At 68.2% G+C, this 21,888-nt stretch carries 23 protein-coding genes; 13 read left to right on the top strand and 10 right to left on the bottom strand.

Features of this window, described 5'->3' with window-relative positions; translation table 11 throughout:
• Window positions 1–64: 64 nt before the first annotated feature.
• Genes hpxZ through MKK51_RS13365 form a run of 3 tightly spaced genes read right to left on the bottom strand, consistent with a single transcriptional unit; the run spans window position 65 to window position 2,063 of the window.
• The gene (gene hpxZ / locus MKK51_RS13375; RefSeq protein WP_243977715.1) at window positions 65–445 is read right to left on the bottom strand and encodes an oxalurate catabolism protein HpxZ; all 381 of its coding nucleotides are present in this window, start codon (window positions 443–445) and stop codon (window positions 65–67) included.
• An 8-nt stretch (window positions 446–453) separates the two neighbouring features.
• Window positions 454–1,848 carry an AtzE family amidohydrolase gene (locus MKK51_RS13370; protein ID WP_243977713.1) on the bottom strand — a complete coding sequence of 465 codons (1,395 nt, stop codon included), beginning with the start codon at window positions 1,846–1,848 and terminating at the stop codon, window positions 454–456.
• Between the two features lie 8 nt (window positions 1,849–1,856).
• Window positions 1,857–2,063, bottom strand: a complete 207-nt coding sequence (locus MKK51_RS13365; protein WP_243977711.1) for a DUF4089 domain-containing protein — start codon at window positions 2,061–2,063, stop codon at window positions 1,857–1,859.
• 277 nt (window positions 2,064–2,340) lie between these two features.
• On the opposite strand from MKK51_RS13365, the gene MKK51_RS13360 reads away from it, so the two are divergent.
• Genes MKK51_RS13360 through MKK51_RS13350 form a run of 3 tightly spaced genes read left to right on the top strand, consistent with a single transcriptional unit; the run spans window position 2,341 to window position 4,963 of the window.
• Window positions 2,341–3,066 carry an NrtR DNA-binding winged helix domain-containing protein gene (locus tag MKK51_RS13360; RefSeq protein WP_243977709.1) on the top strand — a complete coding sequence of 242 codons (726 nt, stop codon included), beginning with the start codon at window positions 2,341–2,343 and terminating at the stop codon, window positions 3,064–3,066.
• A gap of 17 nt (window positions 3,067–3,083) precedes the next feature.
• The gene (locus tag MKK51_RS13355) at window positions 3,084–4,067 is read left to right on the top strand and encodes an SPFH domain-containing protein (protein ID WP_243977707.1); all 984 of its coding nucleotides are present in this window, start codon (window positions 3,084–3,086) and stop codon (window positions 4,065–4,067) included.
• A gap of 2 nt (window positions 4,068–4,069) precedes the next feature.
• Window positions 4,070–4,963, top strand: a complete 894-nt coding sequence (locus MKK51_RS13350; protein WP_243977706.1) for a hypothetical protein — start codon at window positions 4,070–4,072, stop codon at window positions 4,961–4,963.
• Between the two features lie 426 nt (window positions 4,964–5,389).
• Here the strand turns inward: MKK51_RS13350 and MKK51_RS13345 are convergent, their stop codons facing one another.
• Genes MKK51_RS13345 through MKK51_RS13330 form a run of 4 tightly spaced genes read right to left on the bottom strand, consistent with a single transcriptional unit; the run spans window position 5,390 to window position 10,534 of the window.
• Window positions 5,390–7,069 carry a dipeptide ABC transporter ATP-binding protein gene (locus tag MKK51_RS13345; protein ID WP_243977704.1) on the bottom strand — a complete coding sequence of 560 codons (1,680 nt, stop codon included), beginning with the start codon at window positions 7,067–7,069 and terminating at the stop codon, window positions 5,390–5,392.
• Window positions 7,066–7,977: an ABC transporter permease gene (locus MKK51_RS13340; RefSeq protein WP_243977702.1), complete on the bottom strand. Its 912-nt coding sequence runs from the start codon at window positions 7,975–7,977 to the stop codon at window positions 7,066–7,068. Before MKK51_RS13340 ends, MKK51_RS13345 begins: the two co-directional genes overlap by 4 nt.
• Window positions 7,974–8,906, bottom strand: a complete 933-nt coding sequence (locus MKK51_RS13335) for an ABC transporter permease (protein ID WP_243977701.1) — start codon at window positions 8,904–8,906, stop codon at window positions 7,974–7,976. The genes MKK51_RS13340 and MKK51_RS13335 overlap by 4 nt, the downstream gene beginning before the upstream one ends.
• Before the next feature lie 5 nt (window positions 8,907–8,911).
• Complete coding sequence (locus MKK51_RS13330; RefSeq protein ID WP_243977699.1) at window positions 8,912–10,534, bottom strand: ABC transporter substrate-binding protein; 1,623 nt, start codon at window positions 10,532–10,534, stop codon at window positions 8,912–8,914.
• A gap of 343 nt (window positions 10,535–10,877) precedes the next feature.
• Here MKK51_RS13330 and MKK51_RS13325 point away from each other — a divergent pair, with 343 nt between their 5' ends.
• Together MKK51_RS13325 and MKK51_RS13320 are read left to right on the top strand one after the other, a co-directional pair.
• Entirely contained in the window at window positions 10,878–12,218 is a 1,341-nt protein-coding gene (locus MKK51_RS13325; RefSeq protein ID WP_243977697.1) for an LLM class flavin-dependent oxidoreductase, read from the top strand.
• 257 nt (window positions 12,219–12,475) lie between these two features.
• Complete coding sequence (locus tag MKK51_RS13320) at window positions 12,476–12,805, top strand: hypothetical protein (RefSeq protein WP_409565679.1); 330 nt, start codon at window positions 12,476–12,478, stop codon at window positions 12,803–12,805.
• 10 nt (window positions 12,806–12,815) lie between these two features.
• Here MKK51_RS13320 and MKK51_RS13315 read toward each other — a convergent pair whose 3' ends face one another.
• Entirely contained in the window at window positions 12,816–12,974 is a 159-nt protein-coding gene (locus MKK51_RS13315; protein WP_409565678.1) for a hypothetical protein, read from the bottom strand.
• A gap of 137 nt (window positions 12,975–13,111) precedes the next feature.
• On the opposite strand from MKK51_RS13315, the gene MKK51_RS13310 reads away from it, so the two are divergent.
• From MKK51_RS13310 to MKK51_RS13295, 4 genes are read left to right on the top strand one after another with little or no spacing between them, the layout of a single operon-like run.
• Window positions 13,112–13,432, top strand: coding sequence for a gamma-butyrobetaine hydroxylase-like domain-containing protein (locus MKK51_RS13310; RefSeq protein ID WP_243977696.1), 321 nt, complete (start codon window positions 13,112–13,114; stop codon window positions 13,430–13,432).
• Window positions 13,425–15,161, top strand: coding sequence for a fumarate reductase/succinate dehydrogenase flavoprotein subunit (locus MKK51_RS13305; protein WP_243977695.1), 1,737 nt, complete (start codon window positions 13,425–13,427; stop codon window positions 15,159–15,161). Before MKK51_RS13310 ends, MKK51_RS13305 begins: the two co-directional genes overlap by 8 nt.
• A gap of 39 nt (window positions 15,162–15,200) precedes the next feature.
• Window positions 15,201–15,434, top strand: coding sequence for a ferredoxin family protein (locus MKK51_RS13300; protein ID WP_243977694.1), 234 nt, complete (start codon window positions 15,201–15,203; stop codon window positions 15,432–15,434).
• 5 nt (window positions 15,435–15,439) lie between these two features.
• Window positions 15,440–16,399 carry a HEAT repeat domain-containing protein gene (locus MKK51_RS13295; protein WP_243977693.1) on the top strand — a complete coding sequence of 320 codons (960 nt, stop codon included), beginning with the start codon at window positions 15,440–15,442 and terminating at the stop codon, window positions 16,397–16,399.
• Window positions 16,400–16,486: 87 nt separating this feature from the next.
• On the opposite strand, the gene MKK51_RS13290 is transcribed toward MKK51_RS13295, so the two are convergent.
• Entirely contained in the window at window positions 16,487–17,263 is a 777-nt protein-coding gene (locus tag MKK51_RS13290; protein ID WP_243977692.1) for a Crp/Fnr family transcriptional regulator, read from the bottom strand.
• A 1-nt stretch (window position 17,264) separates the two neighbouring features.
• On the opposite strand from MKK51_RS13290, the gene MKK51_RS13285 reads away from it, so the two are divergent.
• The 4 genes from MKK51_RS13285 to MKK51_RS13270 all read left to right on the top strand — a co-directional run bounded on the left by MKK51_RS13285 (window position 17,265) and on the right by MKK51_RS13270 (window position 20,753).
• A complete protein-coding gene (locus tag MKK51_RS13285; protein WP_243977690.1) occupies window positions 17,265–17,477 on the top strand; it encodes a hypothetical protein in 213 nt (70 codons plus the stop codon).
• Window positions 17,478–17,666: 189 nt separating this feature from the next.
• The gene (locus MKK51_RS13280; RefSeq protein WP_243977794.1) at window positions 17,667–19,049 is read left to right on the top strand and encodes an ABC transporter substrate-binding protein; all 1,383 of its coding nucleotides are present in this window, start codon (window positions 17,667–17,669) and stop codon (window positions 19,047–19,049) included.
• A gap of 7 nt (window positions 19,050–19,056) precedes the next feature.
• Window positions 19,057–19,914, top strand: coding sequence for an ABC transporter permease (locus tag MKK51_RS13275; protein WP_243977688.1), 858 nt, complete (start codon window positions 19,057–19,059; stop codon window positions 19,912–19,914).
• Entirely contained in the window at window positions 19,911–20,753 is an 843-nt protein-coding gene (locus tag MKK51_RS13270) for an ABC transporter ATP-binding protein (protein ID WP_243977687.1), read from the top strand. The genes MKK51_RS13275 and MKK51_RS13270 overlap by 4 nt, the downstream gene beginning before the upstream one ends.
• A gap of 163 nt (window positions 20,754–20,916) precedes the next feature.
• Here MKK51_RS13270 and MKK51_RS13265 read toward each other — a convergent pair whose 3' ends face one another.
• A complete protein-coding gene (locus MKK51_RS13265; RefSeq protein WP_243977685.1) occupies window positions 20,917–21,876 on the bottom strand; it encodes a helix-turn-helix transcriptional regulator in 960 nt (319 codons plus the stop codon).
• Window positions 21,877–21,888 lie beyond the last annotated feature (12 nt).

The raw sequence follows: 21,888 nt of genomic DNA, 5'->3' as shown, positions 1-21,888 counted from the left end.
CCCGCTCGCTAAAAAAACCTCGCCGCTTCCGTCCGGCCAGGGATCGGCGGCCTAGGGGGGCAGCCTACCCGTCGATGACGCTCACATGCGCGGCCACGACCTTCCAGCCGTCGGAGAAGCGGATCCAGGTCTGGCTTTGCCGGCCGACCTTGCCGGGCGAGCCGTCACGGCGGAACAGGGTCATCGCCACCGCCGTATCGCGCCCGTAGGCCGAGATCACCGTATCGGACAGGATCCGTTCCAGCCCGGCCGGCGAGCGGGCGCGGCGGAAGGCACGGATCGCGTCCATGCCGTAGAGGTTCTCACCCCCGCCATAGCGGATGGTGCGGGGATCGTCGTGGAACAGGGCTTCCAGCGTCGCCACGTCGTTGCCGGTGAGCGCCGTCTCATAAGCCGCGAAGGCGGCCTCGACCTCGGCGATCACGTCGGGTGCATCGATCTCCATCGGCTCGCTCACAGGATCGCGTGCGGCGCGCAGACCACGCCGTCCCGTTCCAGATGCCGCGCGACCCGAAGCGCCAGATCCTCGCGCCACGGGGCGGCGATGACCTGGACGCCGAGGGGCAGGCCGTCGTCGAGCCGCACCGGCACCGCCACCACGGGCAGGCCGATGAACGAGATCGGCTGGGTGAAGACACCGATATTCGCCCGCACCGGCAGCGTCACCCCGTCGAGCTCGAAGGTGACCTGGCCCGATCTCGGCGCCCGGCACGGGGTCGAGGGGGCCAGGATGATGTCGACCTCGCGGAACAGGTCGAGCATCGCCCCCCGGTACCAGCGGCGGAAGCGCTGCGCGCGCTCGACGAAGGGGGCCGGGATCATCGCCCCCGCGATCAGCCGGTCGCGCACGGCCGGGTCGAAATCGGCGGCGCGCGTGCGCAGCCGGTCGAGATGGAGGGCGGCGCCCTCGGCGGCGGTGATGAGATAGGCGGCGGCCCGTGCCCGCGCGGCTTGCGGGATCTCCACCCGGCGCCCGGAGCCCAGGGCCGTCGCAAGAGTTTCCACCGCCGCGAAGGCCTCGCTGTCCCCGCCACGCGCGAAGTATCCGCCCGCCATGGCGATCCGCAGATCGCCGATGCCGGCTTCGAGGCTCGGCATGGCGGGATCGGGCGCGCGGGTCGTCGCCACCGGGTCGTCCGGATCCGGCCCCTGCATGGCATCGTAGGACAGGGCGAGGTCGGTGGCGCTGCGCGCCATCGGCCCAAGATGATCCAGGCTTCCGACGAAGGGGAAGCTCCCCGCCCGGGTCAGCCGGCCGTAGGTCGGCTTGAGGCCGAAACAGCCGCAGAAGGCGGAGGGGACGCGGATCGAGCCGTTGGTATCCGAGCCGAGGGCCAGGGGGACGAGGCCCGCGCCGATGGCGCCGCCCGAGCCGCCGGACGAGCCGCCGGACATGTGTCCGAGATCGTGCGGGTTGCGGGTCGCCCCGTCATGGACGTTCTCGCCCGTGAAATCATAGGCATATTCGCCCATGTTGAGGCCGCCGACGAGGATCGCCCCGGCGGCTTCGAGCCGTCGCACCAGGGCGCCGTCCCGTTCGGCGGGAGCGAGATCGCGGTTGATCGTCGAGCCCGCCCGCGTGGGCAGGCCCGCGATGTCGATGAGATTCTTGACCGCGAAGGGCACGCCCGCCAGCGGCCCCAGCGCTTCTCCACGGGCTCGTGCCGCGTCGAGGGCATCGGCCCTGCCCAGGGCGCGCTCGGCCAGCACGTCGGTGAAGGCGTTGACCGCAGTATCCACCCGCGCAATGCGCGCCAGCACGGCTTCGACCACGAGGCGGGCACTGAGCGCCCCATCCCGGACGGACCCGGCGATGTCGGCCGCGTACATCGTGCTCGGATCGCTCATGTCGCCGCTCACGCCGTGAAGACCGGAGCCGGCTCCGCCTCGTCGGGCAGGGGAAATCCCGCGACGAGGCCGGCGGCGCTCTGGAGCACGGTGAGGTTCGCCCCCACCGCCGCGACCCAGGCGGGGTCGAGGGGAATGCCCAGAAGGGCCGAGGCGGCATCGATATAGGCATCGAACCCACCCGCTGCGGGCTCCGTCTTCGGCATCTCGGCCATGGCTTCCTCCTCTAACCCCGATCCGGCGGAACCGCCGCCTGTCGGGGAGCAAGGGTCGGGCCGGACCCGGCGACGATCTCACGGAAGCACCCCGACGTCATTGGCCTCTGCGGAAGGGCGAGCGTCTTCGTCCGCCGTCTCGGGGGCCGTGAGAGCGGGCGAAGCGGGTCTATCGGATCCGATCGTCCCCATCGTTCCGGACGACGTCGAACTCGGCCCTTGTCTTATAAGCAAAACGCATCTAACTAAGATACACAACGCACATAAGGTTGGTCCCGTGACCGAATCCGAATTCCTCACCGAATACGATCCCGCCGTCTACGAGCGCCCTGCCCTCGCCGTCGATCTCGTCCTGCTGGGTTTGCGCGCGGGCCGCCCGGCGGCGCTGCTGCTGAAGCGCGAGCAGCATCCGCATGCCGGACGCTGGGCACTGCCCGGCGGCTTCGTCGGGATCGACCAGACCCTCGACGCGGCCGCCCTGCATGTCCTGCGGGAGAAGGCGGGCATCGCCGAGGTGCATCTGGAGCAGCTCTACACGTTCGGCGCGCTTGCCCGCGATCCGCGCATGCGGATCGTCAGCGTGGCCTATCTCGCCCTCCTGCCGGAGGCGGCCCTCGCCGAGGCCCTGGAGCGCGCACCCTCCCTCGTCGCGGCCAGGATCGAGGTGCCCTGGTCGGGCGAGGCCGGGGGGGACGTGGCGGCGGTGTCGGCGAAGGGGGAGGTTCTGCCCCTCGCCTTCGACCATGCCGACATCCTGGCGATGGCGATCCTGCGGCTGCGCGGCAAGCTCGACTATTCGGATGTGGGCTTCGCCCTCCTGCCCGAGCATTTCACCCTGCGGCAGCTGCAGGACGTGCACGAGGCGGTGCTCGGCACCACGCTCAACAAGCCGGCCTTCCGACGCCGGATGCTCGACCGGGGCTGGCTGGCGCCGACCGGATCGCGCGAGGCCGGAACGTCGTTTCGCCCCGCCGAACTCTACCGATTTCAACCGTCCCGCTGACCGAACAGGAGGTTTCCATGGCGTCGATCCGCAACATCGGCCTGATCGCGCAATTGCGGAGCGAGGCGAGCAGCCACGTCATCCGCTATCGCCGGGGCCGTATCCGCCAGAGCGGCCGGGGCCTCGTGTTCTGGTTTCGCCCCGAGACGTCGAGCATCGCCGAGGTGCCGATGGACGACCGCGAGATGACGCTGTTCGTCCGTGGCCGCAGTCAGGACTTCCAGGCCGTCGCCGTGCAGGGGACGATCGGCTGGCACGTGGTCGATCCGGAGCGCCTGGCCAGCCGCATCGATTTTTCCATCGGCCTTCGCACCGGCAAGCTCCAGGGCGAGCCGATCGAGAAGATCGAGGTGCGCCTAGCCGGCATCGCCAGCCAGACGGTGCTGCAATATCTCGGCGGCAGGCCGGTGCGCGCCATCCTCGATGCCGGCCCCGAACCCCTGCGCGGGGGGCTGGAGGCCGTACTGGCGGCGGACCAGTCCCTGGCCGAGATCGGCGTCGCCGCCGTGTCGGTGCGGCTCACCAACCTCGCGCCGACCAGTGAACTCGAACGCGCCCTGCAGACTCCGACCTTCGAGGCGCTGCAGCAGAAGGCCGACGAGGCCACCTTCTCCCGTCGCGCCCTCGCCGTGGAGAAGGAGCGTGCCATCGCCGAGAACGAACTCGCCACGCGGACGGAACTGGCGCGCCGGGAGAAGCTCCTCATCGCCGAGGAGGCGGAGAACGCGCGAAGCCGAGCGGCGGGCCTCGCCGAGGCCCAGGGCGTCGAGGCGGTGGCGGAGGCCGAGCGCATCCGCCTCGTCGAGGGCGCCAAGGTTCTGGCGGAGGCGCAGCGCGTCGCCATCTACCGCGACCTGTCGCCCGCGATCCTGCTCGGCCTCGCCGCGCAGGAACTGGCGGGCAAGCTCGATACGATCGAGCATGTCAGCGTGACGCCCGATCTCCTCGCCGCCGTGATGGGCGAGTTCCACAAGGCCCGTCCCATGGTGGGAGCGCGTTAGCCATGCCCGCCCTCACCCACCGGGCCGTCTTCGTCATCCGCGAGACCGATTACGAGGCCCTGATCGCCCGGCACGCTACGAACGGGCAGGCGCGCTTCTTCCTCGAGAGCCGTGGGCAGAAGCTCGAGGACGTCCTGGAGCGGCACGAACGGTTCCATGCCGTTCTCAGCCGGGCACGGGCCTCGGTGCCGGGCGAGTGGCGCCAGGCCCTGGTGCGGCGCGCCGACCTCGACCGATTCCTGTTCGCCTCGGACGACGTCGTCGTCGCCGTGGGCCAGGACGGGCTTGTCGCCAATGTCGCGAAGTATCTCGGCGCGCAGCCGGTGATCGGCGTCAACCCGGCCCCCGACCTCTATGACGGGATCCTCGTCCGGGTCGCCGTGGAGCGGCTCGGGCAGGTGCTCACCGCCAGCGTCAACGGCGCGGCGCAGATGGAGCGGCGCACCATGGTCCGGGCCGTCCTCGACCAGGGCGAGACCCTGTTCGCGCTGAACGAGATCTTCGTCGGGCACCGCAGCCACCAATCCGCGCGCTACCGCGTCGAGGCGGCCGGCGAGGCCGAGGATCAATCCTCCAGCGGTCTCATCGTCGCGTCGGGTACGGGGGTGACCGGCTGGGCGCGCTCCATCGCCGAGGCGACGCATCTCGCCGTGCCCCTCGGTACGGAGGAGGCGGCGGTGGGCTACTGGGTGCGCGAGCCGTTCCCGAGCATCGCCAGCGGCACGCGGCTGCGCGCGGGAAAGCTGACCGATGCAGGCCTCCTCGTCACCTCGCGGATGAACGACGGCGGCGTCGTCTTCGCCGACGGGATCGAGCAGGATTTCCTGGCCTTCGAATGGGGCCGCCAGGTCAGGCTCTCACCGGCGGATCGCACGCTCAATCTCGCCATCGGCTAGACGCTGCCGGGATGCTTCAACCGATCGGGAGTACGCAAAGAAAAACCCGTTAAGCCTGTGACTTAGCGGGCGAAAACTTTGGTGGCGAGGGAGAGATTTGAATTCCCGACACAAGGATCATGATTCCTCGTAGCGGGCGGTGTGCGCCATGCCGAAGGACGCCAACCCCACATCCACAGCGTGCCCGCAGCACGACGCCCCGGCCCAGCATCCGCGCTACGCCTGACGCGTCAGCACCGAGACGACACGAGCCCGCCGGTCCCCCCGGCGGGCTTTCTCATGCGCGCGGGCGGGCGCGCCCTTCGCGGACAGCGGCGGCCAGCGTGCGCAGGCCTTCCTCGGCCCGGGCCAGCTCGGCCGCGACTTCGGAGACTACGAGCCTGCGCAGAGCCCCGACTGTCAGGAACCTGCTTGCGAAAGCCCGGCTCATGCGAAAGCTTGGCCCAGTTCGAGGCGTGGCTGAGAGGCCAGAAGCGCTCGCGTGTAGGCATCTGTCGGATGTGTCAGGATCTCGCCCAGTGGACCCTGTTCCACCAGCTTCCCGTGGTGGAAGACGAGGACGCGGTCCGCGAGATGCTGAATGACCCCAAGGTCGTGTGAGATGAACAGGAGCGCCGTTCCGAGGCGCGCCCGCAGATCCGCGAGCAGATCGAGTACCTGGGCCTGGATGCCGATGTCGAGGGCCGAGACCGGCTCGTCGCAGACGATGAGGGCCGGCTCGGCTGCCAGCGCACGGGCTATCGAGACGCGCTGGCGTTGACCGCCCGATAAGGAGGACGGGTTGCGCGCGGCAATGTCGGCGGCCAGGCCGACCTGCTCGAGAAGTTCGACCACGCGCGCGGCCCTGTCCGCGCGTGCATGACCTGCGAGGTTCTCCCCGATGATGTCGGAAACGCGGTATCGCGGGTCGAAGCTGCTCAGAGCGTCCTGCGGCACGTATTGCAGGCGCGGGCGAAGGCCGCGCCGCTGCGTTTCCGGGATGCCGCTCCAGGGCTGGCCGAGCAGACGGACATCGCCGTGATCTGGCGCCAGCAGACCGAGGATGATTTTGGCGCAGGTCGACTTTCCCGAGCCGGATTCACCCACGAGGCCCACGACCTCGCCGGCTTTCACCACGAAGCTCACATCATCGAGGGCCTTCGTGGCGAAGGCCGGGCGGCCATAGCCCGCGGCCCCCGCGTAATGCTTTGCGATCCCGCGCACCTCTAGCACGATGTCCTGGCTGGGTGCGGAGGCCGGATTGCCGCCATCCCCGCGGATGGCTTGAGCCGCCCCGGTGAGCCGGCGACCCCGCGAGGCGGAGGAAGGAATCGCCGCGATGAGACCCTTGGTATAGGGGTGGCGCGGCCGCGTCAGGACCTCCGCCGTCGGCCCGCTATCCACCACCCGGCCGTGCCGCATGACCAGTACCCAGTCCGCGATCCCGGCAACCACCGCGAGATCGTGGCTGATGAGCAGGAGCCCCGCACCCGCCCGCACCCGCCCCGCGAGCACCTGCAGAACCTGCGCCTGTACCGTCACGTCGAGAGAGGTGGTCGGCTCGTCGGCGATGATCAGGTCGGGTTCGCCCGCGATGGCCGAGGCGATGAGGGCGCGCTGGCGCAGGCCCCCGGAGAGCTGGTGAGCATATTGGCGGGCGCGGTGCTCCGGGTCCGGAATTCCCACCCGGGCCAGGACGTCGAGGACGCGCGCGCCGATGGCTTTCCGTCCCGCCAGGAGGCGATGCTCGGACAGGACCTCCGCCACCTCCTGCCCAATGGTGCGCAGCGGATCGAGCGAGACCAGGGCGTCCTGCATCACGAGGCCCGTCACTGTGCCGCGCAGGCGGCGCCAGTCGGCGGCCCCGAAGGCTTTCGCATCGCGACCCTGGAGGTGGAAGCGGTGGGCCTCCACCGTCGCGCCCGCGCCAGCGAGGTTAAGGAGGCTGCGCGCCGTCAAGCTCTTGCCCGACCCGGACTCGCCGACGAGCGCGACGCACTCTCCGGCCCGGACCACGAGATCGACCCCCTGGACGATGGGCGGCCCGCCGAAGCCAATGGACAGGTTGCGGATGTCGACCAGCGGCGGAAGCGCGCCGGTGGCTGAGGCCTCGGCCGCGTCCCTCATGCGATGCGTCCCTCAAAGCGCTTTTGTAGGAAGACCCCGACGGTGCTGAAGGCGATGACCGTCAGGGTGATGGCGGCGCCCGGAAACACCGCCGGCCACCAGGCGACGCGCAGAACATCGCGGCTCTCGGCCAGCATGACGCCCCATTCGGGGATCGGAGGCTGTGGGCCGAGGCCGAGGAAGCTGAGGCCCGACACGGTCAGGATGGTGCTGCCGATATACACGGTGGCGATCACCGGGACCGCCACCAGGACGTTCGGCAGCACGTGTCGGAGGAAGATCTGGCGCCGGCCGAGCCCGTAGATGGCCGCCTGCGTCACGTAATCGGCATCGCGGACCAGTTGGGTCTGGGCGCGCACGATGCGGCCGAACTTCGGAATGCCCGCGATGCCCACCGCGAGGGCGATGTTGAGCATGCCCTGGCCGAGGAAGGTGACGACCAACATGGCGAGGAGAACGCCGGGAAACGACGAGAGCACGTCGAAGAGGCGCGAGGTCACCTCATCCAGAAAGCGGTTGCGCTGGCCGGCCAGGATCCCGAGGAAGACGCCCGCCAGCACCGAGACCGTCATGCCGCCGAGGCCGATCAGCAGGGAGTAGCGGGCCCCGTACAAGGTGCGGGCGAGGACATCCCGGCCGAGCCGGTCGGTGCCGAAGGGATGGGCCCAGTCCGGTGCCTTCAGGCCCTCCAGGACATCGCCAACCAGCGGGTCGTGGGCCGTGAAGAGGCCGGGCGCCGCCGCCACGGCGAAAAGGGCGGCGAGGAACAGGGCGGAGCCCAGGGCGGGAAGCGGATAGGCGCGGTGCCGGTTCAACGCGACGCCGGCGGGATCATGTCCGGCCCGCGCGGGCGCGCCGGGCTCGTGGAGCAAGCCGGAGGGAGGAGCGATGCGAGCGGAAGCGGTCATGCGGCCCTCAGTCTCGGGTCGATCAGCAGGTAGAGGATGTCGAGGAGCGTCGAGGCCGCCACGTGGATGAAGGCGGCGAGGAGCACGACCGCGAGCACCACCGGAACGTCATGGGTCAGCACCGCCCCGAGGGTGACGCTGCCGAGCCCCGGCCGGCCGAACACCTTTTCGGTGATGACCGCGCCGCCCAGAAGCCCGCCGATCAGCCAGCCGCCGAGGGTGACGGCCGGCAGTGAGGCATGACGCAGGAGGTGGCGGGTCCGGATCGTGAGTTCGCCGACCCCGCGGGCGCGGATCGTGGTGACGAAGGGCTGGTCGAGGGCCTTCTCGATGGCCTCCCGGAGCACCTGCGCCAGAAGGCCGGCGGTGGGCAGCGCCAGGGCGATCGCGGGCAGGACCAGGGATTGCCAGCCATTCGCGCCCGAGACCGGAAACCACCGCAAGGTGAACGAGAACAGCATCAGCAGCAGGATGCCGATCCAGAAGACCGGGGTGGAGGCCAGGACGAGTTCAATGGCGGAGGCGACCTTCCGGGACAGCCGCCCCCGCCCGGCGGTGAGAAGCGCCACCGCCACGGCGAGCGCCACCGCCAGGACGCCTGCCGTCAGTGCGAGCTGAACCGTGGGCCAGAGTTGCGAGCCGACGATCTCGCGTACGGGCTGGCGCAGGACGTAGGAAGTGCCGAGGTCGCCGCCGGCGATGCGGGATAGGAAGGCCCAATATTGCGCGAGCAGGCTCTGATCGAGCCCCCATTCGGCGGCGATGGCCTCGCGCAGCCCCGGGGTATCGATGTCTCCCGCCAGGATGTCCTCGATCCGGCCCGGGAGCGCATGGAGGGCGAGGAAGGCCGCCGTGACGCTGGCCCAGGCGACGATGACGCTCGTGCCCAGGCGAGCGGCGACGCGGGACCAGAGGGCGCGCGAACCCATGGGGGCTACTCCTTTGCGAGCCAGACGTCGTAGGCGTTCGATGGCGAGTCGAGCCCCGCCTCGAAGCCCAGACCGCGCACGGCCGTCTTCGCGGCCAGGAACCAGCTCGGCGCGAACAGGGGGACGATGAACGCCTTCTCGACGCCCAGGACCTGGATGCGGTCCGTGAGCGCGCGCTTGGCGACCGGGTCCGTCGCCTGGAGGGCCTGATCGATCAGGCCGGTGATCTCCGGGTCGGGATTGGGCACCTTCGTGTAGAGGAAGCCCCTCGAGCCGAGCATATCCCACAATTCGCGGGCCGGGTCGGCGGGGTTGTCGGTGTTGGGATAGATCGACCAGGTGCCGGTGGCGTTGCCCTTGGCGTACTCGCCCGCCGTGACGATGCGCAGGTTGAGGTCCAACCCGATGTTCTTGCGCAAGGCCGCCTGGATGCCCTGGATGAGGATCTCCCGGTTGTCGCGCACGTAGGGTTGCGGATACCCGACATCGAGGGTGAGGCGCCGGCCCTCCCGGGTGCGGAACCCCTGCGCATCGCGCTGCGTCCACCCGGCCTCGTCGAGGAGCCGATTCGCGCCCGCGATGTCGTTGCCCCAGGCCCCCACCAGAGCCTTGTTGTAGGCCGGATTTGCCGGCCCGATGATCGACCAGGCCCGCTTCACGTGGCTGAGATAGACCTGACGCACGATCGGCTCGGGATCGAACCCGTCGCGCAGGGCGCGTCGAACCCGGATGTCGTCGGCCGGCGCCCGGGTGTAGTTGATGTTGAGGGTGAAGGACGTGCTGGCACCCGACGGGCCGATGAGCAGCCGGTACTGCGGATCGTCCGCGAACAGGGACACGTCGGTGGCCTGAACGCCCTCGATGACGTCGACCTGCCCCGACGTGAGGGCGCCGGTGCGCACGGCGTATTCGGGCAGGAACCGGAAGCTGAACCCGTCGAGATGGGCCGGTCCCTGATGGGCCGCGTAGCCGGGGGGCCAGGCGTAGCGCTCATTACGCACGAAGCTCGCCGACTGGCCGCGCACGTAGCGCTCGAAGACGAACGGGCCGGTGCCGGCGAGGGACGGACCGCCGCCGCAGAGATCGCCCTTGGCCAGGGACTTGGGCGAGATCAGGCCGAGTTTGACGTTGGAAACCGATTCAAGAAACGTCGAATCCGGCTTCGAGAGCGTGAGCCTGACCACGTGCGGTGAGATCACCTCGGCCGCGCTGAAATATTCGAGCAGCGCGACGGCGTTCGCTGCGTTGGCGGGGTTCTTCACGAAGTCGAAATTCGCTTTCACCACCGCCGCATCGAACACCTCACCGTCGTGGAAGACGACGTCCTCGCGCAAGGTGAAGGTATAGACCTTGCCGTCCGGCGATATCGTCCATTCCTTGGCGAGCCAGGGCGCGAAGGTCCCGTCCGCCCTCTTGCCGACCAGCGAGTCGATATAGTTGCGCGCCACGAAGAAGGCGGCCTGCTGCGACGACCGATGCGGATCGAAGCAGGACGGCTCCGTCGTCACGCCCCAGGTGAGGGTGCCGCCGGACCGAGGCTGCGGTTCCGCAGCATCGACGGGTGACAGAGGAGCGAGCCCGGTCGCGGAGATCGTGGCCAGCGCAAGCAAGGGAACGAATTTTTTCATCAATCTCAGCTCGGGATATGCTTTGTCTGCGACCAAGCTCAACGCGAGCAAAACATTCCCTAATTGATGCTGGGGGAATTTTTTGACTTCATCTCTGATGTTGATCGGTCTAGTTGTTGCTGGCGTGATCTAGTGCGATGCAGAAGCCAAAATCAACTGGGAAATACCAGGCAACTGTCAGCATCGCGTGATTTGGAAACTTACCGGCGCCGAGCCCGTGTTGCGGAGACGAAAACTTCGACTCGCATCGGCGCGAAGAGCCGGATCGTCTCCCGGACATGACCGCACCGCGCCACGCTCGCCCCGACACGTCCCACCCCGCGATCGACGGATCACCTTCCCGATGTCTCCACGCCAGCTGCATCTCAACGTGAACCTGCTGCATTCGGGCGTGTACCCGTCGGCCTGGCGCTTGCCCGGCAGTCAGCCCGACGCCTTCGTCGACATCGCCCATTACGTACGGGTCGCCCAGGTCGCCGAGCGGGGTCTGTTCGACGCGATCTTCCTCGCCGACACCCCCTCGATCTCGGACCGCCTCGATTACCGCCCGTTCAATGCCCTGGAGCCCACCATCGTGCTGGCCAGCATCGCCGCGGCCACGGCGCGGATCGGGCTGATCGCGACGGCCTCGACCAGCTATAACGAGCCCTACAACCTCGCCCGCCGCTTCGCATCACTGGACCACGCGAGCGGCGGCCGGGTCGGTTGGAACGTGGTCACCACGGCCGATGCCGCCGCGAGCCGGAACTTCGGATTGTCCGCCGCCGTCGAGCACGGGACACGCTACGAACGCGCCCGGGAATTCGTCGAGGTCGCTCATGCCCTGTGGGACAGCTGGGAGGACGATGCCCTCATCGGCGACAAAGCCAGCGGCCGCTTCGTCGACCCGGGGAAGGTGCATGCCATCCGCCACCGGGGCACTCACTTCTCCGTCGACGGGCCCCTCAACGTGCCGCGCTCACCCCAGGGCCGCCCGGTGACGGTTCAGGCCGGCGGCTCGCAGGATGGACGTGATCTGGCGGCGGCCACCGCCGAGGCGGTTTTCACCCTGTCGCAGACCATCCCGGATGGAGTGTCCTATGCGCAAGATCTGCGCGCCCGGGCCGCCGGCTTCGGGCGCCCGGCGGATTCCCTCGTCATCCTGCCGGGGCTCACCACCATCCTGGGCAGCACCGAGGCGGAGGCGCGCCGCCGCCAGGACGAGTTATGGGATCTGGTTCCCCTGGAATACAGCTTGGCGCGTCTCGCCGGCACGCTTCAGATCGCACCGGATCGCCTCGCCCTCGACAAGCCGCTGCCGGACGCGCTGCCACTGCCCGCCAATGGCAACCACACCATGTTCCTCGGAACCGTGGCGCTCGCCCGTCGCGACAACCTCACGGTGCGTGAATTGCTGCGGGCCCTCGGAGGCGGTGTCGGCCACCGCATCATCGTCGGCACGCCGGAGGCCGTGGCCGACGACATCGAAGCGTGGTTCCGGGCCGGAGCGGCGGACGGCTTCAACCTGATGCCGGACGTGCTGCCCGACGGTCTTGAGACCTTCGTGGACACCGTTGTGCCGATCCTCCAGAAGCGCGGCCTGTTCCGCACCGCCTATTCGGGAACCACTCTACGGGACCATCTTGGTTTCCCTCGGCCGCCGAGCCGTTTCGCGGATAGCCCGGAGGTTCGAGTTACGGCCTGAACCCAGCGATCTATCCCCCAACTCGCTACCTGCGCGGGCTTACAGCACGATCGAGGTCAGAACCTCGGCAACAGGAAGCTTTCGTTAGTCTGCTGACGCGGCAAGCTGAACGGAACAGACCCTGACCTCGAAGTCCGGTCCTCCTCGGGCTACCGAGATCGTCTGGCCGCCGGGATATGGGAAGGCGCCGAGGCGCATGCGGCCGAGGCGGGTCGGTATCGCATGCCTGCCTCAGGTCGTGCCGACGCGGTACTCGCGTGGCGGGCCGTGCTGTTGACCGCGAAGGCGCCGACGATGGCCGGGGCAGCCGGGACGGCGCGGCGCTTCCCCTTGGGGCCGAGGGGATCGACGCGCGGGCGGCCGAACGCCATGCCGACCCGGCGGCGGGCGCGTTCCGCGAAACCCTGCGCCTGCGCCTCGACATTTCCTGGCTCGCCCTGGAGGCGGCGCAGGCCGCCATGCTTCAGTTCGGCGCGCGCGGGTATCTCGAAGGTTCTGAACCCTTCCGGCGACTGCGTGAGGCGCAGTTCGTGGCCATCGTCACGCCCTCGGTGAAGCACATCACGCGGGAACTCGCGGGCGGATGACGGCCGCTTGTCAGCGCGCGGTTCTCGACAGGTGCGGCCGGATGATCGTGAGCATACGCTCGGTCGAAGTACCCGGCGAGAAGAAGCCGAGATATGCTCCCAACCGGTCCACGATGTAGATGAAGGCCGAGTGGTCGATCCGCCTGACGCCCTCCGCCTCGACGACCATGTAGGCATCCGCTGTCCGTTGGATCGAGCCCGGCTCGCCGCCGAGGCAATTAGTTTCTTAACAACCGGGCACGCCCTCCGCTCTAACCGTTGCGAGCCGCCGGTCTCCCTGGCCTTCGGCTCGACGAGAAGGAGGCGATGGTGGACATCCCACGCGAGATCAGACTGACGAAAGGGGCCACACGCCTCGACGTCCGGTGGGAGGACGGCACCCTCTCGTCCCTGTCGGCCGCGACCCTCAGGGCGGGAAGTCGGAGCGCAGGCTCGGTGCGGGCATCCGTGGATGCGGTCCCCTCGGTCCCAACGGCAGATCTGGTGATCCGCGATGTCCTGCCGGTGGGCGCCTATGCGGTGAACCTCGTCTTCTCCGACGGTCACGACCGGGGGATTTTCCCGTGGTCCTACCTGCGCACGCTGGCCGAGGGCGCCAGCACCACATCCGAGGCCGGCCATGGATGAGATTCACGATGCCACGTCGGAGATCGCGTGCGACGTGCTGGTCATCGGCGGCGGCACGGCGGGCCCAATGGCAGCCCTGAAGGCCAAGCTGCGCAACCCGAAAGCCAGGGTCGTGCTGCTGGAGAAAGCGAATGTGAAGCGTTCGGGCGCGATCGCCATGGGAATGGACGGGCTGAACAACGCCGTCATCCCAGGCTACGCCACTCCCGAACAGTACACCAAGGAGATCACCATCGCGAATGACGGCATCTGCGATCAGGCGCCGGTCTACAAATACGCGGAGCGTTGCTACGAGATCATTCAGGAACTCGACCGTTTCGGCATCCGCTTCCAGCGTGACGGCAACGGCGATTACGACGTCAAGAAGGTGCATCATCTCGGCACCTACGTCCTGCCGATGCCCAATGGCGAGACGGTAAAGAAGGCGCTCTACCGGCAGTTGCGCAAGGCGCAGGTGCTGATCTCGAACCGCTTCATGGCGACCCGGCTCCTCAATTCGCCCGATGGGAGCATCGCGGGGGCCGTGGCGGTGAATACGCGCAGCGCCGAATTTCTGGTGATCCGCGCCAAGGCAGTGATCCTGTGCCTGGGAGCCGCCGGACGCCTCGGTCTGCCGCAATCGGGCTATCTCTGGGGAACCTACGAAAACGCCACCAATTCGGGCGACGGCTACAGCATGGCCTACCATGCCGGCGCCGGTCTCGCGAACCTCGAATGCTACCAGATCAACCCTTTGATCAAGGACTACAACGGCCCGGCCTGCGCCTACGTGGCGGGTCCGTTCGGCGCCTACACGGCCAACAGCGAGGGCAAGCGCTTCATCGAGTGCGATTACTGGTCCGGCCAGATGATGCAGGAATTCTACAACGAATTGCAGAGCGGGAAGGGCCCGGTCTTCCTCAAGCTCGACCATCTCCATGCCGACACGGTAGGCGAGATCGAGACGATCCTGCACAAGGTCGAGCGGCCCTCGCGCGGACGCTTCCACGAGAACCGGGGCACGAATTATCGCCAGCGGATGATCGAGATGCATATCTCGGAGGTCGGATTCTGCTCCGGGCACAGCGCGTCCGGCGTCTTCGTGGACGAATTTGCCCGCACCACTGTGCCGGGGCTCTACGCGGCCGGCGACATGGCCAACGTGCCCCACAGCTACATGCTCGGCGCCTTCACCAACGGGGCCATCGCGGGTGAGCACGCCATCGACCGTGCGGCGGAGATCGACTGGCCGGAGGTCTCGGCCGAGGACATCGCCCGCGAACGCGACCGGGTGCTGGCCCCGACACGGCGGGAGGACGGCATTCCGCCGAACCAGATCGAATACAAGACCCGGCGCTTCGTGAACGACTACCTGCAGCCTCCCAAGGTGACGGCCAAGATGGAGATCGGCCAGCGCCGCTTCGCCGAGATCCGTGAAGACCTGGAGACCCGCATGGTCGCCCGCGACAGCCATGAATTGATGCGAGCCCTCGAGGCCTCCTCGATCCTCGATTGCGCCGACATGGCTGCGGCGGCCTCACTCTACCGGACCGAGAGCCGCTGGGGCCTCTATCACAACCGCACGGACCATCCGGACAAGAACGATTCCGACTGGTTCTGCCACACCATCCTGCGCAAGGAGGCCGGGCGCATGATCAGCGAGAAACGGCCCATCACCCCTTACATCGTGGCCATCGCGGACGAAGAGCGGGGTGCCTACGACCACCAGCGCGTCCGTAAGCAGGCCTGAGCAAACACCTCGACGCGACGTCAGTCCAGAAGGATACCGATGCCCCTCGCCCACGCCCCGACTACGGTGCCCGTCACTGTGGATGCCGCCAAGTGCATCGCCGACAAGGGCTGCACAGTCTGCGTCGATGTCTGCCCCCTCGATGTGCTGCGGATCAGCGATCTCACCGGCAAGGCCTACATGAAATACGACGAGTGCTGGTATTGCATGCCCTGCGAGACCGACTGCCCGACCGGCGCCGTGAGCGTCCAGATCCCCTACCTGCTCCGGTGACCCTGATGGCGGTGACCGATCCCTTCGAAGAATTCGGCGACGTCGCCGAACTCGCCCTCGGGCTTACCGATCCCGATCCTGCCGTGCGTCGCGTCGCGGTCCTGAGCCTCGCCGAGACGGCGGACCCGGACGCGGTCCCGCATCTCGCCGGCATCGCCGCCGATCCGGATGCGGGCGTGCGCCGGCAGGTCGCCGAAGCCCTCGGCGGCTTCGACGGTCCGGCGGTGGCGTCCGCCCTCGCCGGAGCCCTAGCCGATCCCGATCGCGACGTGGCCAGGGCGGCGGCGGAAAGCCTGACCGAGCTGAAGGATCCAGCCGCCGGTGCGCCGCTGCTGCCTTTCGTCCGCCATGCGGATGCCTTCGTACGCGCCGCCTCCCTGAGAGGTCTGCGCAACCTTCGTCTCGACACGTCCCTCGGCCCTGCCGTCGCAGCCCTCGGTGACCCGGAGCCGGCGGTGCGGGCGGAAGCCGTCGGCGTCATCGCCTATCTGAAGAGGGAAGAGGCGCTGCCTTCCCTCATCGGTTCCACCCGCGATCCGGATGCCGACGTGCGGCGGGCCGGAGTCGGTGCGCTCGCCTTTTCCCGGCACGGCCACGCCGTGGATGCGATCGCGGATGCGCTCGGCGACGCCGATTGGAGTGTGAGGGAAATCGCCGCGGAGGCGTTGGGGCGGACCGGACCGGGCGTGCGCTCCGCCGCCCTGCTGGATGCGCTGGGAGATTCCTACTGGCAGGTGCGCCAGAAGGCCCTGCGCAGTCTCGGCAAGCTGAAGGAGCGGAGCGCCGTATCGGCGATCCTGGCCGCCCTCGACGACGAACGGCCGGCTTTGCGCAAGGAGGCCGCCGCGGCTCTGGGCGAAATCGCCGATCCTGCGGCACGGTCGGGGCTCACGGCGGTCGCGAACGATTCCGATCCGGACGTCCGCAAGACCGCGCGCTGGGCCCTGGAGCAATTGTCTGCCTGAATGCCTTGGCAGAGTGCCGGGGGAGCCTTCGAAGAGGCCTCCCACGGCCTCGCTCGATCCCCGGGCGGAACCGGCCAGCTCCGTAGATCAGCCCTCGGTCTGCACGATTTCCTGCAGCCGTCCCGGACGGAGCAGGCGGATATGGGCCTTGTCGATCGCGACGATCCCATCGTGCTGGAAGCGCTTGAGCATCATCGTTACCCATTGGCGGGTCGAGCCGACCAGGGCGGCGATCTCATCATGGGTGATGCGCCGGTGGATCACCACGACGCCCCCCTCTCGGCCGCCCTCCGGCGTTCCGTAGAGGTCGCCGAGATTGAGCAGAAGCTGAGCCAGGCGCTCGATCACCGAGCGCGTTCCGAGCATCTGCGCCATCGCGGTGTAGCACCGGCCCTTCGCCTCGAGCGCCGCGATCAGGCAGAGGGCGAAGCCCGGCATCTGGCGGATCAGGCCGCGCAGCGTCGCGCTCGACAGGACGGTGACGCGTACCGGCTCGATCGCCACCCCCGACCATTGATGCGAACCACCGCCATAGATGCTCGGGCCACCGATGAAATGGCCAGGCGTCCAATAGGCGAGCGTCACCTCCCTGCCGGACGGCCCGGAGTAGAACACCCTGACGCGTCCTTCCTCGATCAGGAAGATGCCCGCATGCGGCTCGCCCTGAGTGAACACACTCTCGCCGGGGGCAAGCGTCAGGACACGTCCGGCGGCGTGGACACGAGCGATCTCCGACGGCGTCAGGCCGTCGAGGAAGCTTGCACCGTCATCAAGGCCTTCTGTCGTCTCGCTGAGGAACAGGGCACTCGCGATGAGGGGCGCAGGCCTGCGGAATTCCGTGTGTGCGAGCGTTGCCGGAGACATGATGGGACTCGTTCTCGAGCAGCCCACGCGCTGGGGAACCGACACCGGCGCCAAGGATGGGCTGCACGGCAATTATCGGGCGAAGTCCGCCTGGAGCAATTCTAAATTCAGACGCTGGAAGGATACGATCTTCCAATATGCCGCCATTCAGGAGACATTGCTTCCAAATCGACAGATCATCTGCAAGTCATGTCAAGTGTTCGCTTATCGATGAAATTAATTGCTCGCCCAGCGGGATCGCTTTTCGCCTAATGGTCCCGGTGCAATGGCTTCGAGTTCCCGACGGCTGAACCGTCGCTGCACCGAATTTTCCGCGATCCGCCAGTTCGATGGAGACCAACGCGTGATCAATCCTCGTCCGCTTGCCCGGGGCCTCGGCCGCACGGTCGCAGCGCTTCTTCTCATGGGCACGGCCCTCGGCGCCGCTCGTGCCGAGACGATCCGCATCGCGGTCGGCACGCAGGACACCACGATCAATTGCGCCACGGGCGGCCTGCTGATCCGTGAGCTCAAGCTCCTCGAAAAGTATCTGCCTCGCGACGGCAAGTACAAGGACGCGACCTACGCCATCGAGTGGCGGAACTTCACCAGCGGGGCGCCCCTCACCAACGAGATGGTGGCGGGCAAGCTCGATCTCGGTGCCATGGCGGATTTCCCGGGCTCGCTCAACGGCTACGCCTTCGCCAAGGCCGGACGCCGCAGCCTGTTCATCAGCGTGCTTTCCGGCAGCGTGAAGGGAAGCGGCAACGGCATCGTGGTGCCGAAAGATTCGCCGGTCCAGTCTCTCTCAGATCTGAAGGGCAAGACCATCTCCGTTCCCTTCGCCTCCACCGCGCACGGATTACTGCTGCGGGCGGTGACGGCCCAGGGCTGGGACCCGGCGCACGATGTCACCATCATCACTCAGGCTCCCGAAGTGGCGGGCTCGGCGTTGCTCGCCAACAAAATCGACGCCCATGCCGACTTCGTACCCTTCGCGGAGTTGTTTCCGTGGCGTGGCTTCGCCCGTAAGATCTATGACGGCTCGCAGGCGGGCGCCCCGACCTTCCACGGCGCCCTCGCCGACGCGGATTACGCGGAGAAATATCCCGAGATCGTCACGGCCTATCTGCGGGCCGGGATCGAAGCGGATCGGCTTGTCGCCGCCGAGCCCGAACGTTACGCCGAACTGATCGAGAAGGTCACCGGGATCGAGGCGGAGGTCGCCTATCTGTTCCATGGCCCTCTCGGGCTCCAGACCCGCGACATCACGTGGAAACCGGAATACCGCCAGGCGGTGAAGACCTCCTTCGAGACCCTGAAGCTCCTGAAGAAGGCGGATTCCGACATCGATCTCGACCGCTTCGTCGATGACCGCTTCATCCGCGCCGCGTCGGCGCAGGCCGGTCTCGACTACGAGGCGCGCTTGAAGGATTACGCGCAATCGCCGCTGGTGGCGAACGATGCCGGGACCGGCCAGCCCATCACCGATGTTACGCGGGTTGCCCAGATCTGGGTGCGCGGCGAGCCAAAGGTCTGGCATTACGCCACTCCCGAAGCGGCTTTCCTGGGCCTTGCCGCCCTGGGCCGCGAGGGACGCGAGGCCCGCGCCTTCTACGCCCAGGACCGGCAATCGGGGATCAAGCTCCTGGCGACGCAGGCTTGGTTCGTCCGGGACGCGAGCAAGCGCCTCGACGCTTTTCTGCTCAAGGGTGACGCCGAAGCCCATGCCGCGCGGAATGGCGGCGAGGTCATCGATTTCGCGACCGCCCGCAGCGGTGGCGGTGCGCAGGTGAGCGCCCGGTGAGCGCCCAATGACCGCCTCTGTCACGGCCGCCTTTGCCCCGGCGGGAACGCGGAGCCGGGGGCCGGCACGGCTCGGCGTCCTGCGTCGCCTGCCCGCGCAGCGCCTCGTCCTGCGCGGGACCTCGCTCCTCGCCAGTCTCGCCGCCTGGCATCTCCTCGCGAACGGCAAGGTCGATCTCGGCATCGTCAGCTTCCGCAACGTACCGACCCCGATCGAGGCCGCGCAGGCGGCCCTCGCTCTCTTCCGATCCCCGATTCTCTGGCCTCATCTCGGCGCCAGCCTCGTGCGGGTCATGATGGGCTTTCTGGCAGCGCTCGCCGTCGGAATCGGTCTCGGTGTCGCCATCGGCCGTTTCCGCCTGGCCCGGGACCTCCTGCTGCCGCCCCTGGAGGTGGTTCGGCCCATCCCCGCCGTCGCCTGGATTCCCTTGGCGATCCTGATGTTTCCGTCCTCCGAACTGTCGATGGCGTTCATCACCTTCACGGGCGCGGTGTTTCCGATCCTCCTCAACACCGTGCATGGGGTCGAGACGGTGAGTCCGCGCCTCGTCGCCTCCGCCCGCAGCCTTGGCGCGGGACGGGCCGCGATCCTTCGTGAGGTGATCCTGCCCGGCGCGACCCCGAGCATCGTCACGGGGGCCGCCATCGGGATGGGCACGGCGTGGTTCTGTCTTGTGACTGCCGAAATGATCTCCGGCCAGTACGGGATCGGTTACTTCACTTGGGAATCCTACACGCTGCAGAACTACGACAACATCGTCGTCGGCATGCTGTTGATCGGGCTGCTCGGGATGGGATCGAGCCTGCTGGTGCGCGGGATCGGATCCCTGCTGACCCCCTGGGCCGCCCTGGGAGGCGCACGATGACCAAGCCCGCGCGCTCCATCGGCGGCCACGTCGCCCTGTTGGGTGGCGTGATCCGGCTCGGCCGGGGAGCCGCCGCCTTCGACGTCGTCGAGGACATCGACCTCGATATCGCGCCAGAGCAGTTCGTCTGCCTCCTCGGCCCCTCGGGATGCGGCAAGTCGACGTTGCTCGGGGCCGTCGCGGGACATCTGTCCCTCCGCTCCGGCCGCGTCAGCCTCGACGGCCGTGACATCGCCGGCCCGCATCCCGATCGTGGCATCGTGTTTCAGCACCACACGCTGTTTCCCTGGCGCAGCGTCATCGACAATGTCGCCTTCGGCCTCAAGATGAAGGGCGTGGCCAAGCGCGAGCGCCTGGCCGAGGCGCGCGATTTCCTGGCCCAGGTCGGCCTCTCGGGCTTCGAGGATCGCTACCCGGCGGAACTGTCGGGGGGCATGCAGCAACGCGTCGAGATCGCTCGCGCGCTGATCAACCGGCCTCGCGTTCTGCTGATGGACGAGCCCTTCGGGGCCCTCGACGCACAAACGCGCCTGACGATGCAGGAACTCCTCCTCAGGGTCTGGGGGCAGAACAGGACGACGATCCTCTTCGTCACCCACGACATCGACGAGGCGCTCTTCCTGGCCGACCGCATCGTCGTGATGACCCCACGCCCCGGGCGTATTCTCGACGATCTCACGATCGACTTTGCGCGCCCGCGCCAGCGCGACCTGATCTCCTCCCCCCGCTTCACAACGCTGAAGCGACATTGCCTGACCCTGCTTCACACGGACCCTGCCGGCCTGCCCCTTCCACGCCTCACCCCTATCGGAGCTCCCGGCGCGCTCGGGCGTGCTTGAGTTCACGCCGCTGACGGCGTGCCATGCGAATGGACAGGTGATCCTTCCGCGGTTTCTCGGGCGGGGGTAACGCGTGTTTCAGCGTAGCGAGGACATGCTTCAGGGAACGGCATGACGATGGCCATGGAGAGCGCATCGCGCACACGCCGAATGGCCTAGGTGTTCAGTCCAGCCGGGCGAAGCGGGATGGGCTCACGCCCTTGTTCTCGCGAAACACTTTGCTGAAATGGCTGAGGTTTCCGAAGCCCACCGAGATCGCCGCGTCGGCGACGCTGACGCCCCGCCTCAGCATCTGTGCCGCCGCATCGAGGCGCAGGCCCGTCAGGTAGGCGTGGACCGGCTGACCGACGAGATCGCGGAAGCCGTATTTGAGCTGCTTCTCGTTGATGCCGACCTCCCGCGCCAGACGCTCGATCGTCCAGTTGCTGCGGAAGTCGCGTTCGAGGATCGCCTGCGCCCGGAGCAGACGCTCCCGCTCCTGCGGCCGGGGCGCGCGCCGCCCCTTGGCGACGCCATCCAGGGCGTCGACGGCCGCGCCCAGGGCCTCGATCGCCTTGCCGTGCAGGTAGAGGCGGCGGCCGAGCGCGTCGGACGGCGGCGTCCGGGCGATGTCGTTGGCGATCTGCAGCAGGATAGCGGGGGCCGGGAAGCCCGCCAGGAACACGCCGCCGCCATCCCCCTCCGCCGCATCGGCGCAGCGCTCGGCCAGGCGCGACAGGCGCGTATCGCCTGCCCGCTCCAAGAAGCTCTCCTCGAAGCGCAGATCGACCACCCGGAAGCGCCGGCCGCCGCGGAACAGGTCCTCGCCCGAAGCGGTGCCGCGGCAGGCGAACAGCACGGCGGTCCCCGCCTCCGCCTCGACTGGCGGCAGCCCTCGGGCGGAGAGCCGGCCGCTGCCCTCCAGCACGACGCTCAAGGAAAAGGTCGTCGATCCGGACAGATCGATCAGGAGATCGCGGTCGAGGAACGCGTCCACCACCACCACGGCGATGTCGCTGGCGATCGCCTCGATCCGGGCGCTGTCCGACCATCCGAGCCGGGCCAGCCCCTCGGCGACGGCCTCCTGCCAGGGCGCGGCCGGCGCCGTCTCCGCCCGCCTGCCGATGTGTGGATTCGACAACACGCCCGGCTCATC

The organism is Methylobacterium sp. E-045 (assembly GCF_022829685.1).
In the GTDB taxonomy this organism is placed as follows: Bacteria; Pseudomonadota; Alphaproteobacteria; order Rhizobiales; family Beijerinckiaceae; genus Methylobacterium.
This window is presented reverse-complemented; position numbering and strand designations above follow the sequence as displayed.